Annotated in this window: 17 protein-coding genes; 13 read left to right on the top strand and 4 right to left on the bottom strand. The window is 42.9% G+C overall.

Annotated elements, in window-relative coordinates:
- Positions 1–21 precede the first annotated feature (21 nt).
- Positions 22–369: a helix-turn-helix domain-containing protein gene (locus tag NSQ72_RS18240; RefSeq protein ID WP_039182556.1), complete on the bottom strand. Its 348-nt coding sequence runs from the start codon at positions 367–369 to the stop codon at positions 22–24.
- Between the two features lie 205 nt (positions 370–574).
- On the opposite strand from NSQ72_RS18240, the gene NSQ72_RS18235 reads away from it, so the two are divergent.
- The 6 genes from NSQ72_RS18235 to NSQ72_RS18210 all read left to right on the top strand — a co-directional run bounded on the left by NSQ72_RS18235 (position 575) and on the right by NSQ72_RS18210 (position 6,301).
- Entirely contained in the window at positions 575–1,564 is a 990-nt protein-coding gene (locus NSQ72_RS18235) for an asparaginase (RefSeq protein ID WP_024427527.1), read from the top strand.
- A gap of 28 nt (positions 1,565–1,592) precedes the next feature.
- Positions 1,593–3,014: an aspartate ammonia-lyase gene (gene aspA, locus NSQ72_RS18230; RefSeq protein ID WP_099663822.1), complete on the top strand. Its 1,422-nt coding sequence runs from the start codon at positions 1,593–1,595 to the stop codon at positions 3,012–3,014.
- A 145-nt stretch (positions 3,015–3,159) separates the two neighbouring features.
- Positions 3,160–4,566: a Na+/H+ antiporter NhaC gene (gene nhaC, locus NSQ72_RS18225; RefSeq protein ID WP_024427525.1), complete on the top strand. Its 1,407-nt coding sequence runs from the start codon at positions 3,160–3,162 to the stop codon at positions 4,564–4,566.
- Between the two features lie 295 nt (positions 4,567–4,861).
- Entirely contained in the window at positions 4,862–5,287 is a 426-nt protein-coding gene (locus NSQ72_RS18220) for a YwqH-like family protein (protein ID WP_041118256.1), read from the top strand.
- A 37-nt stretch (positions 5,288–5,324) separates the two neighbouring features.
- Complete coding sequence (locus NSQ72_RS18215; RefSeq protein ID WP_024423905.1) at positions 5,325–5,588, top strand: YwqI/YxiC family protein; 264 nt, start codon at positions 5,325–5,327, stop codon at positions 5,586–5,588.
- 287 nt (positions 5,589–5,875) lie between these two features.
- Entirely contained in the window at positions 5,876–6,301 is a 426-nt protein-coding gene (locus NSQ72_RS18210; RefSeq protein ID WP_039182541.1) for a YwqH-like family protein, read from the top strand.
- 48 nt (positions 6,302–6,349) lie between these two features.
- On the opposite strand, the gene NSQ72_RS18205 is transcribed toward NSQ72_RS18210, so the two are convergent.
- A complete protein-coding gene (locus NSQ72_RS18205; RefSeq protein WP_039182539.1) occupies positions 6,350–6,553 on the bottom strand; it encodes a hypothetical protein in 204 nt (67 codons plus the stop codon).
- 137 nt (positions 6,554–6,690) lie between these two features.
- Between NSQ72_RS18205 and NSQ72_RS18200 the strand changes: the two genes are divergently transcribed.
- The 7 genes from NSQ72_RS18200 (at position 6,691) to NSQ72_RS18170 (ending at position 13,780) form a co-directional block, all read left to right on the top strand.
- On the top strand, positions 6,691–8,649 hold the full coding sequence (locus NSQ72_RS18200) for a BglG family transcription antiterminator (protein ID WP_144468105.1): 1,959 nt from the start codon (positions 6,691–6,693) through the stop codon (positions 8,647–8,649).
- 89 nt (positions 8,650–8,738) lie between these two features.
- Positions 8,739–10,049, top strand: a complete 1,311-nt coding sequence (locus tag NSQ72_RS18195; protein WP_341084889.1) for a PTS sugar transporter subunit IIC — start codon at positions 8,739–8,741, stop codon at positions 10,047–10,049.
- Between the two features lie 31 nt (positions 10,050–10,080).
- Positions 10,081–11,514, top strand: a complete 1,434-nt coding sequence (locus NSQ72_RS18190; RefSeq protein WP_212039558.1) for a glycoside hydrolase family 1 protein — start codon at positions 10,081–10,083, stop codon at positions 11,512–11,514.
- A gap of 12 nt (positions 11,515–11,526) precedes the next feature.
- Positions 11,527–11,850: a PTS sugar transporter subunit IIB gene (locus NSQ72_RS18185; protein WP_047202937.1), complete on the top strand. Its 324-nt coding sequence runs from the start codon at positions 11,527–11,529 to the stop codon at positions 11,848–11,850.
- A gap of 19 nt (positions 11,851–11,869) precedes the next feature.
- Positions 11,870–12,199 carry a PTS lactose/cellobiose transporter subunit IIA gene (locus NSQ72_RS18180; protein ID WP_024423898.1) on the top strand — a complete coding sequence of 110 codons (330 nt, stop codon included), beginning with the start codon at positions 11,870–11,872 and terminating at the stop codon, positions 12,197–12,199.
- 65 nt (positions 12,200–12,264) lie between these two features.
- Positions 12,265–13,113, top strand: a complete 849-nt coding sequence (locus tag NSQ72_RS18175) for a polysaccharide deacetylase family protein (protein WP_445285750.1) — start codon at positions 12,265–12,267, stop codon at positions 13,111–13,113.
- A gap of 298 nt (positions 13,114–13,411) precedes the next feature.
- Positions 13,412–13,780, top strand: coding sequence for a VOC family protein (locus NSQ72_RS18170; RefSeq protein WP_047202939.1), 369 nt, complete (start codon positions 13,412–13,414; stop codon positions 13,778–13,780).
- 44 nt (positions 13,781–13,824) lie between these two features.
- Here the strand turns inward: NSQ72_RS18170 and ribD are convergent, their stop codons facing one another.
- On the bottom strand, positions 13,825–14,916 hold the full coding sequence (ribD, locus tag NSQ72_RS18165) for a bifunctional diaminohydroxyphosphoribosylaminopyrimidine deaminase/5-amino-6-(5-phosphoribosylamino)uracil reductase RibD (protein WP_041087597.1): 1,092 nt from the start codon (positions 14,914–14,916) through the stop codon (positions 13,825–13,827).
- Complete coding sequence (locus NSQ72_RS18160; protein ID WP_024427515.1) at positions 14,903–15,664, bottom strand: GTP cyclohydrolase II; 762 nt, start codon at positions 15,662–15,664, stop codon at positions 14,903–14,905. The genes ribD and NSQ72_RS18160 overlap by 14 nt, the downstream gene beginning before the upstream one ends.
- Between the last annotated feature and the right edge of the window lie 5 nt (positions 15,665–15,669).

Below are 15,669 nucleotides of genomic sequence, written 5' to 3'. Positions count from 1 at the left end.
AGGTGCCTCTCTTTTCTGTGTTTATACTTTTAGAGTGTTTTTCGCCCGAATAAAGGCAACAAGCTGTTTGATTTCTTCATCATTTAGGGGAACGCCGTCTACATGAATGGTTCCTTCTTTTGCTTCCGTCAGTTCAATTTTGATATCAGAGATTTTGCGTTGTATCTCTGGCTCGTCCGTTCTACCAAGTAAAAAATCAATGGACGTATCATACAAATCAGCCAGCAGCTTCACTGCTTCAAGCGAAGGTCGTCGGTACCCAGATTCGTAACCGGCATAGGTGCTTTTGGCGATACCTAGGCGATCTGCCGTATGCTGGAGAGACCATTTTTTCTTTTTTCTAAGAGTGGTTAAACGATCGAGTATCATACATGAACGCTCCTTTATTTACAACAACAGTATATCATATTTTGGCATAGAATGTACGCGTTATGCGTAACAATTTCTTGATTAATTCGCGTTATGTGACTATAATGGCAATGAAGGTACGCGTAAAGCGTATATTATAGAATAGCACAAGCTAGCTTATAATATGTGTGACAAACGAAGTAATTTTACGAAAGAGGTGGACCTGTTGAAGAAATTATTGCTTTTAACGACTGGTGGGACGATAGCATCTGTAGAGAGTGAAAATGGATTAGCTCCAGGTGTTAAAGCTGAGGATCTTTTGAGCTATTTAAACGAAATTAATGCAGAATATACAATGGACACAAAGTCCCTAATGAGTATAGATAGTACAAATATGCAGCCTGAATACTGGGTTGATATCGCAACAGCCATTTATGAGAATTATGATCAGTATGACGGGTTTGTTGTAACTCACGGAACCGATACAATGGCCTATACATCAGCAGCGCTGTCTTATATGCTGCAAAATCCTGATAAGCCGATCGTGATTACAGGTTCACAAATTCCGATTACTTTTAAGAAAACAGATGCGAAGAAAAACATCACAGATGCGATTCGTTTTGCATGTGACGGTGTTGGCGGCGTATATGTCGTGTTTGATGGCAGAGTCATCCAAGGAACACGTGCGATCAAACTAAGAACGAAAAGCTATGATGCATTTGAAAGCATTAACTACCCATATATTGCATCAATTGAAAACCATCAAATTGAATACAATAGCAAAGTAAAAAGAACACCAATGAAACCGCTTAAATTAGATGCATCCTTGAACACAGATGTGTGTCTGTTAAAATTGCACCCAGGCCTGAAGCCTGAGTTTTTAGATGCAGTCAAAAGCATGTACAAAGGCGTTGTCATTGAAAGCTACGGCAGCGGCGGAATTCCTTTCGAAGGAAGAAACCTTTTAGAAAAGATCAACGAATTGCTGGAAGAAGGCATTTCTGTTGTCATCACCACTCAGTGTCTTGAAGAAGGCGAAGACATGAGTGTGTATGAGGTAGGACGCAAGATCAATCAAGAATTGGTGGCACGTTCAAGAAATATGAATACAGAAGCTATCGTGCCGAAACTGATGTGGGCACTAGGCAAAACAACAGATCCAAGAGAAGTCAAAAAGATTATGGAAACGCCAATCGCAGAAGATTTAGTGATTTAACTATTCTATAGAAAGCAGGTCATAAGAGATGGTTCAAGCAACTTATCGCTATGAGAAGGATTTTCTTGGTGAAAAAGAAATTCCAGCAGACGTGTATTATGGGGTTCAAACCCTTCGTGCGAAAGAGAATTTCCCGATTACAGGATATCGGATGCACGAGGAACTAATCAGAGCCTTTGCCATCGTGAAAAAAGCAGCAGCTCAAGCCAATATGGAAGTCGGACGTTTATATGAAGGAATTGGAAATGCCATCGTTCAAGCGTCTGACGAAGTCATTGAAGGCAAACTGCACGAGTACTTTATTGTCGATCCAATTCAAGGCGGCGCAGGAACGTCCATGAATATGAATGCCAATGAAGTGATTGGAAACAGAGCGCTAGAAATCATGGGGCATCAAAAGGGTGAATACATCCATTTAAGCCCAAACACACATGTGAATATGTCGCAATCAACGAATGACTCATTCCCAACGGCGATCCATATTGCTGTGCTCAAGCAGTTAGACATTCTGCTTGAAACGATGCAAGCCATGCAGGACGTCTTCAAAAAGAAAGCAAAAGAATTCGATCATGTGATTAAAATGGGCCGTACGCACTTGCAGGATGCTGTTCCAATCCGTTTGGGACAGGAATTTGAAGCTTACAGCCGCGTGCTGAGCCGTGATATTAAGCGGATTAACCAATCGAAGCAGCATTTATATGAAGTCAATATGGGTGCGACAGCTGTTGGGACGGGCTTAAACGCAGATCCTCGTTATATAGAGATCGTGGTGAAAAAGCTCGCTGATATTTCGGGTCTTCCTCTTGTAGGGGCAGAGCATCTCGTGGATGCAACGCAAAATACAGATGCTTACACAGAAGTATCCGCCGCTTTAAAAGTATGTATGATGAACATGTCTAAGATCGCTAATGACCTTCGCTTAATGGCTTCTGGTCCGCGTGCAGGTCTTGCTGAAATTGCATTGCCAGCTCGTCAGCCTGGATCATCCATTATGCCTGGGAAAGTCAATCCAGTCATGGCAGAGCTCATTAACCAAATCGCATTCCAGGTCATTGGGAACGACCACACGATCTGTCTTGCCTCTGAAGCAGGCCAGCTTGAGTTAAATGTGATGGAGCCAGTTCTGGTCTTTAACTTGCTTCAGTCTATTAGTATAATGAATAACGGATTCCGCTCATTCACAGATCATTGCTTAGTGGACATTGAAGCAAATGAAATACGTTTGAAAGAATATGTAGAAAAAAGTGCAGGCGTAATCACTGCCGTGAACCCTCACTTAGGCTATGAAGCAGCCGCTAGAATTGCAAGAGAAGCCATCTTAACAGGTCAATCGATCAGAGATCTTTGCTTGCAGTACGATGTTTTAACGGAAGAAGAACTTGATATTATCTTAAATCCATTTGAGATGACAAAGCCTGGCATTGCGGGTGCAGAGCTCCTAGAGCGATAATATTATCAAAAATTTTATTTTATTAATATGTGGAATTGCCTGTGAAAAAGAGAAAAAACAGGCAATTCACTTTCTTTCGAATTGACACACTTTTTTCACAATATTTTGAAAACGCTTAACGCACGCACAAAGGGAGGAAACAACATTGAAATCGGTTCGCTTGCCATCTATGGTGGAGATCATCGCCGTACTAGGTTTATTTTTGGCGATTGTCTTATCATTTACTATTTATTTTGACTTGGATATTCAACTGGCTTTATTTATTTCTTGGTTTTTAGCAATTGGGCTTGGTCTTCATTTAGGACACTCATATAAGGATTTACAGGGTGCTATTACAAAAGGGATATCAAATGGATTAGATGCTGTTTTGATTTTACTTGCTGTAGGTGCTTTAATTGGAACTTGGATCGCTGGCGGGGTCGTACCGACACTGATCTATTATGGTCTTGAATTTATTCATCCAAATATCTTCTTACTGGCAACACTCATTATTTGTGCCATTATGTCTGTCGCAACAGGGACATCTTGGGGAACAGTTGGTACAGCTGGTATTGCCATGATTGCCATTGGTGAAGGTTTAGGGATTCCTCTTCCAATCGTTGCAGGTGCCGTCTTGTCAGGTGCTTATTTTGGAGACAAGCTTTCTCCACTGTCAGACAGTACAGTTCTCGCCTCGTCCTTATCAAAGGTAGAAGTGCTGGCGCATGTAAGAGCAATGATGGTGTTATCCATACCTGCCTTTGTTATTACAGCTATTATGTTTACGGTCACCGGCTTTATCTATGGAGGACGTAATATTGATCAAGAAAAGGTTGAATACTTAAAGAATGCGTTGCTCGATACATTCAATATTAATGTATGGATGCTCATTCCAGCTCTAATTGTTGTCGTTTTACTTGTCATGAAAAAGCCTGCTCTGCCGGTTATTGCAATCGGTGCTTTGTTTGGGGCGATCTGGGCCTTTGCTTTTCAAGGTGCGAATCCTAGTGATGCAATTGGTGCAGCATACAATGGATTTTCAATTCAATCAGATGTAGACTTTCTAAACCAACTTCTCAATCGTGGTGGAATGGTCAACATGCTTGGCTCTTTGGTAGTGATTATCCTTGGGCTTGGTTTCGGGGGAGTTTTAGAACATCTGGGTGTATTGAAAGTCATTGTTTCAACTTTTGAGAAAAAACTGCACAATGCGGGAAATGTTACTCTTTCCACTATTCTTGTTGCATTCTTTGCTAACATTTTTGGATGTGCGATGTACGTATCAATTATCCTTACACCAAAAATTATGGAAAAGAGCTACGATAAATTAAAGTTAGACAGACGAGTTTTATCCAGAAACTCTGAGGTCGGTGGTACGCTTACGTCTGGTATGGTTCCATGGTCAGATAACGGTATTTACATGGCAGGAATTCTTGGCGTATCGACATTCTCTTATTTACCATTTATGTGGTTGAGCTTTGTCGCCATTGGTCTTGCGATCATTTACGGATATACGGGCAAATTCATTTGGTACGTGAAAGATCAACAAGAAAGAGAAGAATCGGCCTCATAAGCCGTTTGCAAAAGCCGCTCCTGCACGGGGCGGCTTTGTTTGTCCTAGGACCGAGAGACTATATGTGACATATAGCAAACGAACAGGAATTTAGACCTCCTATAAAAGAGGTCAAAAGGGGGAGTGTGAAGTAGAGTGAAAGCATATTTATCCCATAAAAAGGGCACAAATCCCTATTCAAACATGAGTCTTTGAACCTTATAATAACAATATTGGAAAAAGTGCTATTCACCTTACGCTCGTTTAGAGGAACTCTAAGCAGCGTTTTTATTTTTTGACAGGAGGAGGAACCCATATGAGCTTATCGGATATGCTGTCTGCCCTTAACGGTGGCATTTCAAATAAAAAAGCAGAAATTGAAGAGAAAATCGCTCGGCTCAAAAAGGCGAAAAGCAAAGTTGAACGTGAACAAGATGCGGCAGAAACAGATTTAAAGCAAATCAAGCAGCCAAAGCTTGGGACCTCTTGGAAAGGTGAGCGAAGCCAGGATTTCAAAACAGACCGAAATGAAGCACATGATGCGCTGCAAACGATCGTGAACGATAAATACCCACGCTACGTGAGCCGTATCGAATTCAAAATCAGTACATTAGAAGCAGAACAAGCTGCGTTATCCTTTGCCAGTTCCTTAGCTGGAGACGCCGCACGCCTTGCTGAAAAGGGAGAAGACGCAGTAGAGGACGCAAAACGCTTGATCTCAAAAGCATGGAGCAGCTTGTAAGCAAGCTTCATGCTGAACAAATCTGGAGGATATCACAATGGGACAAATTAAGTTAAACTACCAAACAGTCATGGATAAACTAGATGAAGTCTCCCAAGCAGTCGAAGCTTTAGCGATGAAAAAGGCAGCAGATAAAGCGGGTGAAAACAGCCTTGAATTTGTAACCAAGTGGACGGCACGTGAAGCAGAGGTAAGCGAAATGGTTTCAAGCTTTAAAGAAGCCCTAATCAAAAACGTTCAGGATACACGTTCTAACGTGAAAACATTAAAAGAACAAGACGAAGCGATTGCTGCAAAATAACCAGCACAATCGCTTTTATTTATGGATATCATTTACACGAAGTAATTGTAGTTATAAAGACTCATATAAAATTCAGGGTGTAAGACCTTGTATTATTCCGTTTTTCTTCCAAACGCGTCGCTAAAAGGACACCTTTTCCCTATTTAAGCCTGAGGCTTTTCACCTTATACTATACTTAATGAAAGCAGAACGATAGAAATGTCAGGATTGGAAAAATCAAGTGAGTCGATGGTTTCCAAAGGTGCTCACGCCGTGCTTTCGTATGAGGTCAGATAGAGGTGGATGACATGAGTTTATCCGAGATGCTGCACCATCTGCATATGGGAATTGAGAACAAACGTGCAGAATTTGACGAAATGATCTCTCGGTTAAAGACAGCCAAAAGCAATATTCGAACAGAACAAGATCTTGCCCAGTCAGATATCAAAGAAATCAAGAAGCCTGCCCTAGATTCGTCATGGAAAGGCGAGAGAGGAACCGATTTTCATCGCCACCGGAAAGACGCTTACAGCGTGATGCACGACATCGTCAACGATGAATATGAAAAATATATAACAGAGATTGACCAAAAAATCTTACACTTTGAATTGAAAAAAATGGAGCTGGCTGTTGCCAGTAATTTTGCAGGAAGAGCTCAGGACGTGATGGAAAAGGGCGAGGATTTTGCAAAGGACGTTAAACATTTGATTGAACGGGGCTGGAAAGCTCTTTAAAACCATAAACGAAACAGCCGTCTCATAAAAGGGCGGCTGTTTTTTTGTTTAGTCACATCCACCACCGCCGCTATCACCTGAATCACTCCCGCAGGAGGCGTCAGAAGCGTGATGGGTATACGAATCAGTATATGTACTTGTCGTTGAATTATGATGTGCAGAACGCTTAGCAGATGCACGTTTATCCTTTGGTGTGAACAAGCTGGCAATGATGGCTCCTAAAAAAGCTAATATGATAATGACAACAAACATAAAAGCATCCCTCCTCTAGTTTCATATTCATACGAATGAGCCATATCTAGGTTCCCGATTTGAAAGAAATACTGGGCAAAGAGTTCTATTTTCGTTTATGATGATAGGCAAAAGTAAATGCCAAGGGAGGAGAGCCCATGCTATCTCTACGTCAGGAGGAGCTTCTGAAAAGATTGATGCAAGCGGAGCAGGAACTGACAAGTGAAGAAATTGCCCGTGTGATCGGAGTCACATCACGAACCATCCGCACAGATATGAAAGCGCTTAAAGTGATCTTAGAAGAACATGGTGCCGCACTACATATTAAACGCGGGGCAGGCTATACATTGAGCGTTGAAGATTATGGGGCATTTCGTACATTTTTGAAAAAATCACTGAGAGAAAGAAATGAGAAAAAGGAACAGTCCATTCCCAATCAGCCTGAGGACCGCGTGGCTTATCTATTGAAAAGGCTGCTTCTGTCAGAAGAATATATCAAATTAGAGGGATTGGCAGAGGAATTATTTGTGAGTGAATCCACAGTGAAAAATGATTTGAAAGCTGTCAGGCACTTGTTTTCATTGCATGGACTTTCTATATCGCACCGCCCTAAATATGGACTGCGTCTGACAGGCGATGAAATGAAATTAAGATATTGTATGGCAGAGCATGTATTTCAGCAGGATCAAGCGAACTCTGCACTGTTACCTGAAGAAACGTATCAACTGATTCAGGACATCGTGCGTTCACGTACAAAAGCCACCGGGCTTCATTTATCAGAAATCGGTTTAAGTAATTTAGTGACCCATATTGCCATCGCATGCAAACGAATAGAAGAAAAAAAGCTGGTTCAGATGCCAGAAGCGGAATTGAGAGAAATTCAAGTGCAGCCAGTTTTCCAGATAGCTCAACAAATGACAGAAGATATTCGCCGCGTATTAGCGATTGATTTTCCGTTATCTGAAATGGCGTACATCGCAATTCACTTAATGGGGGCAAAGATGATGGCATATGGAGAGGCTGGCCATACGCTATTTCATCTGCTGGACGAAGATCATTTTCGTTTCACTCACCAATTGCTTGCTTATGTGGAGGAGCATATGTCACTTGATATTCAGTTTGATAAGGAGCTGATCGTTGGTTTAAGTCTTCATTTGCGTTCCGCCATTCATCGTTTTAGATACGATATGAATATTCGAAATCCCTATTTACCAGACATTAAAAGGCACTATCCCATTGCGTTTGAGGCGGGTGTTTATATGGGCAGGTGGCTGAAGGAAAAAGAGGGTGTTGAGATTCCTGAGGATGAAATCGGATATTTGGCACTTCATATTGGAGCTGCAATCGAGCGGACAAAAACACAGCATGTGAGAAAGACATGTCTTATTGTGTGTGCGACGGGTGTCGCCAGCAGTCAGCTTCTTCTTCATAAGCTCACGGCAGCATTTAGCGGAAGACTGGAGATCGCTGGAACTGCAAGTGTCGGGGAACTTCCTTCATATGATTTGAGAAGCATTGATTTTATTATTAGTACCATTCCGCTACAGAATACATTGCCGGTACCAGTAATTGATGTACATACGATTCTAAGTGACGATGATATTGTCCGGCTGAAACGATTTGTGCAAAATTCACAGGATACAGGGGTTTTACGGTATGTGAGTCCGGCGCTGACATTTTTTCAGCAAGACCTTCAATCAAGGGAAGAGGTTCTTCAATTTTTCGTGAACGTGTTAAAGGAGCAGCATCGAATCCCAGACGAGTTTGAACAATTATTGCTAGAAAGAGAGCAAGTGTCACCCACCTCTTTCGGTCATTTGGTTGCGATTCCTCATCCAATTAAGCCGGCAACAGACGATACGTTTTGTGCAATCTGTACGTTAAAAAAGCCGGTGTTGTGGGGAGAAGATCGAGTACAAGTCGTTTGCTTATTAAGCATCCAGAAGACGTATCAAAAAGAATTACAGTCGCTTTATCAATTTCTTGTGCGGCTGACAGAACGGAAGGAAGTGGTGGAACAGCTCATCAAAGCCTCTTCATTTGAAGAACTGACAGCAGCACTTCAAGTATTGGAGCAGCCAAATGAAAAAACGCGACACCCATTTCCGCATCTGTGAGGAAAAAGATTAGATGTTAATGAAAGCGCTTTTAAAATAACATCAAAAAGGAGGATGATCACGAGTTTGTGCAAAGGGGGAGACGGATCATGGGCTTCAAGGAGAAAGCGGCAGATGTCATGGGGCATGTGGCTTATCGCATCACCAATCAGAAATATATTATGGCGATTAAACAGGCATTTGTCACACTGATGCCGATCATCATTACAGGAGCTTTTGCTGTACTGGTGGCGAATATGATCATGAGCCCGGAAACAGGGCTTGCTCATTTTGAGATATTCAGGTTTTTAGCAGAGCTTCAGCCTATTATGAAGGCAATCAATTATGCCACGCTGAACTTTTTAACCATTGGGGCTGTGTTCCTCATTGGGATTGAGCTTGGGAAAATCAACGGGCACAAGTCGCTGTTCCCAGGATTGATGGCGTTGATTTCATTCATATCCGTTATTCCAACGACACTTCTTCTTGAAGTTGATGGATCGATGCGTGAGGTTGTAGACGTGTTGGCAAGACAATTTTCCGATCCAAAAAGCTTATTTTTAGGGATGATCATTGCGATCGTATCTGTGGAAATCTTTTGTAAGCTGACTGAGGTGAAATGGCTGCAAATCAAGATGCCAGATTCGGTTCCGTCGAATGTGGCAACGTCTTTTTCATCACTTTTTCCTTCTATCATTACAATTACGATCATTAGTTCATTCGGGTTTGCATTTCATCGTGTGACAGGCATTTATTTGCATGAAGCAGTATATAACGTGGTGCAGCGTCCGCTAGAAAGTGTTGTACAGGGGCTGCCTGGGATTTTAACGTTGATGTTTGTGGCACAATTTTTCTGGGTGATCGGCATCCATGGCAACCAGATGATTAAGCCGATCCGGGAGCCGCTCTTATTAGGATCGATTGCAGTGAATATGACAGCATTTCAAGAGGGAAAAGAGATCCCGAATATTATCACGATGCCGTTTTGGGATGTGTATATGAGCATCGGTGGTTCAGGTGTGACCATTGGACTTTTGATTGCAATTTTCATTGCTGGGAGAAGGGAAGAGATGCGAAGCATTGCCAAGCTCTCATCAGGACCCGGACTGTTCAACATCAATGAACCTGTTATTTTTGGATTACCCGTCATGCTAAACCCTGTGATGGCGATCCCATTTATCGTCACACCGCTTGTGACAGGTACGATTGGTTATATTGCGACGGCTACAGGATTCGCTGGAAAAGCGGTCGTGATGGTGCCGTGGACGACACCGCCGCTTGTGAATGCATGGCTGTCAACCGCTGGCAGCATGGGAGCCGTCATCACACAGCTTATCTGTATTGTGGTTGCTGTTTTCATCTATTTACCGTTTGTTCTCTTGTCTAACCGCAAGCCAGAAGCAGCACCAGATTCAGAATAAACATTCAGAAGAAGAAAAGGGAGGCGGCGACATGAACAGCATTGAGATTCCAAGAGATTTTATCCTAGGTGCTGCGGCTTCTGCATGGCAGACGGAGGGCTGGAAGGGAAAGCGGGCGCATCAGGACTCGTACATCGATTTATGGTATAAGGAAGGGTATCACGTGTGGCACGAAGGCTATGGGCCAGCTGGTGCGACGAACTTTTACGAGCGCTATCATGAAGATGTAGCCTTAATGAAAGAGATTGGACTGACACATTACAGGACATCGATCAATTGGTCGAGATTTCTCATAGATTACGAGAATGGGATAGTGGATGAGGCCTATGCTCGTTACATTGATAATCTGATCAATGAATTAATCGCAGCAGGTGTAGAGCCGATGTTTTGCTTAGAGCATTATGAGCTTCCTGCCGTTTTGCTTGAGAAGTACGGCGGATGGTCATCAAAGCATGTCGTCGATCTGTTTGTTCTCTATGCAGAAAAAGTGTTTGAGCGCTACGGGGACCGGGTCAAACATTGGTTTAGTTTTAATGAACCGATTGTTGTCCAGACACGTGTTTATCTAGATGCCATCCGATATCCGTATGAGCAAAATACGAAGAAATGGATGCAGTGGAACTATCATAAAGCACTGGCAACAGCAAAAGTGGTGAAGCTGTTTCAGGAGATGGGTTTGAAGGAATCGGCAGGAGCCAAAATCGGGGTGATTCTCAATCCAGAAGTGACGTATGCAAGATCGTCTGCTCCGCATGACCAAGAAGCGGCACGTATGTATGATTTGTTTTTTAATCGAGTGTTCTTAGATCCTTCCATCAAAGGGGAGTATCCAGAGGAACTGATCGATGTGTTGAAAAAGCATGATATTCTTTTCGATTCCACAGAGGAAGAGCTTCAAATCATCAAGAATCATACGGTAGATGTCGTCGGACTTAATTTGTACTATCCGCATCGTGTCAAGGCGCCGAGTAAGGCTTGGAACGAAGGGACGCCTTTTCACCCATCCTATTATTACGATATGTTTGAGCTTCCAGGGAGAAAAATGAATCCTTTTAGAGGCTGGGAAATCTACCCGAAGATTGTCTACGATATGGGGATGAGGATAAAAGAAGAATACGGAAATATTGAGTGGTTTGTGGCCGAAAATGGCATGGGTGTAGAAAAGGAAGAACGGTTTAAAAAAGAAGATGGAATCATTGATGACCAGTATCGCATTTCATTTATCAGCCAGCATTTGAAGCGGGCACTTCAAGCGAAAGCAGAAGGATCAAATTGCACGGGCTATATGCTTTGGGCATTTACAGACAATGTCTCACCGATGAATGCCTTTAAAAACCGCTACGGCTTAGTCGAAATCCAGCTGGAAAATGAACGAAATCGACAGCTGAAAGCATCTGCGTATTGGTACCAGACATTAATCAAAACTAGGGAACTGACAGTTGAAACAGAAGTCATTTATCAATAGGAGTGATGGGATATGAAACGAATCATTCTCGCTTGTGCAGCAGGAATGTCGACGTCCATTGTGGTGTCGAAAATGAAGGCCGCCGCAGAAGCTAAAGGGCTGGATTACTATATTTATGCTATACCTGAAGGAGCCATTGCGGATGAACTAGAAGAGCATGGAGAGGATGTAAAGGCGATTTTACTTGGACCGCAAGTAAGTTTTATGAAAAAAGCAGCAGAAAAAACAGCGGCACCTTATCAAATCCCTGTCGATGTCGTCAATGTGAGATTATACGGAACAGCAAACGGAGAAAAAATCCTAGATCATGCACTGAAACTAGCAAATGAATCTTGAGTAATTGGAGGAGAAGCAGATGACGGTATTAGAGGAAATGCAGGGAGCAGCCTTTCAAATCATTGCCCATGCAGGCGAGGCAAGAAGTCATTATGTAGAAGCGATTCGTCTAGCAAGAGCTGATGATTTTGAAAAAGCGCAGCAGTTGATCGAAAAAGGGGAGGAAGCGTTTCGAAGCATCCACAACCTGCACTTGTCGCTGATTCAAAAAGAAGCGGCAGGTGAACAGCTTCCGTTTTCTTTACTGCTGATACACGCAGAAGATCAAATGCTCACAACAGAGACCATTCATCTGCTCGCCATCGAGATGATCGAAATGTGTAAAAAAATGAATACCCTGTCAAAATAGATATCAATGAATAACCAATTTCTGTTATAATCATTCGGTAGATAAAGAGAAAGCAGGATTGGTGAATGAAGAAAACATGTATGCTGATGACGGTTGGTCTTATGCTGCTGCTCATTTCGGGCTGTATGGGAATGAAGGAGCAGGCGGAAGGAAGCCAGCAAGTCGTCAAAGAGGAAAAGGGTCCATTACAAACAAAAGATATGCATCAGAAAAAAGAAACGGCAGTGATAAAGACACTAAACTGGATGAAGCAAAAGGAGCCGGTCGAGCTTCCAATTTTGATGTATCACAGCATCTCAAGCGGTAACTCGTTACGTGTGCCAAAGAGCGAATTTGCATCTCATATGAAATGGCTGAAGGACAACGACTATGTCACACTGTCGCCAGAAGAGGTGTACCGCGTTTTCACAACAAATTCGATGCCAAGTAAGAAGAGTGTCCTCATTACATTTGATGATGGATATACGGATAACTATACAAAGGCATTTCCGATTTTAAAGCAGTATGGAATGAAAGCAACGATTTTCATGATTGAGCAATCCATTGGCCGTCCGAATCACTTAACGGATGAGCAAATGGATGAGATGATGGCACATGGGATCTCGATTGAGAGTCATACGATTCATCATTTAGAGCTCAATCAATTATCAAAGCAGCAGCAGGAAGAGGAGTTAAAAGGATCAAAGACATTCTTTGATCAGCGATTTTCTCAGCGTACGAGAATGGTCAGCTATCCTGTCGGGCGCTATAATGAAGAGACGTTGAAGCTGGCGAAGGAAGCCGGATACCAAATGGCTGTTACCACTGAACCAGGACATGCGAAGAAGGAACAAGGCATGATGTCCTTGCACCGCGTCCGCATTTCACCGGGACTTTCACCAGAAAGCTTTGGCAGGCTGGTCGAAGGGAAGTAACGATCAATGTTTCACATGAAACATTTTACGACAAGTTTCATCAAAATGAATCATGATATATCTTGGTTTCAAATGTCATGACAAGAGACACTTAGATGGACAGAACTTTCATGATCATGGGAGTTCTGTTTTTGAAAAAAATACTGTATTCAAACACTACATCTTATGAAACACCTCAAAGAAAATCTTCAAGTATCAAGCCCACCAATGAAGTAACAATCAAATTTGTTCAGCATCATAAAAACTGAAGAAACACTACATTGAAAAACCAATTGAGAACAGAAAGGGAGAGGGAAATATGTCAAACTTTTTGGGAATCGACCATGTTCAACTAGCTGCCCCAAAAGGCAGTGAAGAGAAAGCTCGCTTGTTTTTTGGTGAAATTTTAGGGATGAAAGAAATACCTAAGCCTAGCAATTTAGCTAAACGAGGAGGTGTCTGGTTCCAATGCGGTCATCATCAGCTTCACATTGGCATTCAGGAACATTTTCAAGCTGCAAAGAAAGCTCATCCAGCTTTTCTTGTAAAGAGCCTATCAGAATTAAAAGAGGTATTATTGAAGCATCAGATTAGTATAAAAGAAGATGAGCCATTGGAGGGAGCCAATCGGTTTTATGTAGAAGATCCATTTGGGAATCGAATTGAGTTTTTAGAGAGAAGAGACTAGAAGACAAAAATAAGGCTGTCGAGATTTCCTCGACAGCCTACTTGTTATTGATAAACGGGATAGCCCGTCATTTTGATATCTTTCCCGAGTGGTTCCACGGCGAGTTGATCCAGTTCAATGGCATCACTCATGAGGCGTATGCCTTCGCCTCCGAAAAAGGAAGGGGAAAGTCGTCCGCCAATGAGTTTAGGCGCCATATAGATGACCAATTTATCTACAAGCTGCTGTTCTAAGAAAGAGGCGTTAATCTGGCCGCCGCCTTCAATCATGAGGGAGGAGATATTTTTTTCTCCCAGCACTTGAAGCACTTCCTGCAGGGGAACCCGCGTGTCGCTGTCAGTCATAAAGACACGGACGCCAGCTTCTTCTAAAGCCGCTCGTTTTTCCTCATCGGCTTGCTTTGTTGTAAAAATCCATGTAGGTGCCATCTGATCTGTGACGATCTTTGCTGTCAGTGGTGTTGACAGCTTAGAGTCTAAGACAATTCGAATCGGATTGTTTCCATTTGGAATCCGCGCAGTTAATGAAGGATCATCGTGAATGACAGTTTGAGCACCGACCAAAATCGCATCATTGATACTGCGGATATGGTGAGCATCATAACGGGATGTCTCAGATGTAATCCACTTGCTGTCAGACGTGGCAGAGGCGATTTTCCCATCTAAGGTAATGCCCGCTTTGAGCGTCACGAAAGGTGTTTTTTTCGTAATAAAGTGATTAAATACTTCATTCATCAAAATGGATTCCTGTTCAAGTACGCCCGTGATAACTTGGATGCCCGCGTCTTGTAAAATGGCAATCCCGCGGCCAGCGACAAGTGGATTCGGATCAAGAGCCGCGACGACAACGGTTTCGACGCCGGCTTTCACAAGTGCTTCGGCACAAGGGCCTGTGCGCCCATGGTGGGAACAAGGCTCAAGGGTCACATAAATCGTTGCTCCTTTTGCCTTGTCTCCAGCCATGTTGAGTGCATGAATTTCAGCATGCGGTTCACCGGCTTTCATATGAGCGCCGACTCCAACAATCTCATTCTCTCGCACAATCACAGCCCCGACGAGCGGATTCGGAGATGTCTGACCTTTCATTGCCCGTGCATTATCAAGGGCTAGCTTCATATATCGCTCATGATGTGGCAATCGTACGCACCTCTTGCTCCGCCTTCATGTGACCTGAGCGGTTGATTTTTGTCTGCAAGTATTTCTCGTTAAATTCAGAGACATCTCCCCAAAGCGGAATGCGTCCAGAAAGAGATAAACCTGCATGGCTGATCGCATCTGTCTTTTTCGGGTTATTGGTAATGAGTCTGACCGGCTTTGTACGAAGTGTTTGAAGAACGGCAATGGCTTCTTCGTATTGACGTGTGTCATCTTCAAAACCAAGTGCTTCGTTCGCTTCTACTGTATCATAGCCGTTTTCTTGAAGAATATAAGCCATGGCTTTACTGAAAAGACCAATGCCGCGGCCTTCATGATTGGCTAAGTAAAACAGGGCTCCTGCTCCATTGTCCTCAATCATTCGCATAGACTGCTTCAATTGGAATCCACAGTCGCAGCGCTTGCTTCCGAAAATATCGCCAGTGTGGCAAATGGAATGCATACGGATAAGAGCTTCGTCAGCGTGCTCGAAATCCCCATACACAAGAACGCTTGACTGCTGATGATCAGCCAGCTGGCGGGACGAAAGGCTTTCAATTAAAGCTTCATCTGACAAGGGCTCTTTTCCATCGTCTTTTAACCATGAATACCAGTTAAACATCACGGTTCTTCCGTCTAAATTCACTGGCAGTTTAATGGGTCCAGTGATATAGATATACCCGTCTTCTTGCTGTACTCGTTTGATTTTATCTTTTAATATGGCTGTTTTAAGCTCTGTGTGTTTGTCCATATTCT

Origin of the sequence: Bacillus sp. FSL R5-0659, from assembly GCF_038008785.1 — a bacterium.
Lineage (GTDB): Bacteria > Bacillota > Bacilli > Bacillales > Bacillaceae > Bacillus > Bacillus safensis.
This window is presented reverse-complemented; position numbering and strand designations above follow the sequence as displayed.

Bases quoted from the DNA above. Each gene is read 5' to 3' on its own strand.
- NSQ72_RS18195 (WP_341084889.1), top strand. From the start codon at position 8,739: ATGGGCTTCAAGGAGAAAGCGGCAGATGTCATGGGGCATGTGGCTTAT.
- NSQ72_RS18200 (WP_144468105.1), top strand. From the start codon at position 6,691: ATGCTATCTCTACGTCAGGAGGAGCTTCTGAAAAGATTGATGCAAGCG.
- NSQ72_RS18170 (WP_047202939.1), top strand. From the start codon at position 13,412: ATGTCAAACTTTTTGGGAATCGACCATGTTCAACTAGCTGCCCCAAAA.
- NSQ72_RS18220 (WP_041118256.1), top strand. From the start codon at position 4,862: ATGAGCTTATCGGATATGCTGTCTGCCCTTAACGGTGGCATTTCAAAT.
- aspA (WP_099663822.1), top strand. From the start codon at position 1,593: ATGGTTCAAGCAACTTATCGCTATGAGAAGGATTTTCTTGGTGAAAAA.
- NSQ72_RS18210 (WP_039182541.1), top strand. From the start codon at position 5,876: ATGAGTTTATCCGAGATGCTGCACCATCTGCATATGGGAATTGAGAAC.
- NSQ72_RS18205 (WP_039182539.1), bottom strand. From the start codon at position 6,553: ATGTTTGTTGTCATTATCATATTAGCTTTTTTAGGAGCCATCATTGCC.
- NSQ72_RS18160 (WP_024427515.1), bottom strand. From the start codon at position 15,664: ATGGACAAACACACAGAGCTTAAAACAGCCATATTAAAAGATAAAATC.
- NSQ72_RS18215 (WP_024423905.1), top strand. From the start codon at position 5,325: ATGGGACAAATTAAGTTAAACTACCAAACAGTCATGGATAAACTAGAT.
- NSQ72_RS18180 (WP_024423898.1), top strand. From the start codon at position 11,870: ATGACGGTATTAGAGGAAATGCAGGGAGCAGCCTTTCAAATCATTGCC.
- NSQ72_RS18240 (WP_039182556.1), bottom strand. From the start codon at position 369: ATGATACTCGATCGTTTAACCACTCTTAGAAAAAAGAAAAAATGGTCT.
- NSQ72_RS18175 (WP_445285750.1), top strand. From the start codon at position 12,265: ATGAAGAAAACATGTATGCTGATGACGGTTGGTCTTATGCTGCTGCTC.
- NSQ72_RS18185 (WP_047202937.1), top strand. From the start codon at position 11,527: ATGAAACGAATCATTCTCGCTTGTGCAGCAGGAATGTCGACGTCCATT.
- NSQ72_RS18190 (WP_212039558.1), top strand. From the start codon at position 10,081: ATGAACAGCATTGAGATTCCAAGAGATTTTATCCTAGGTGCTGCGGCT.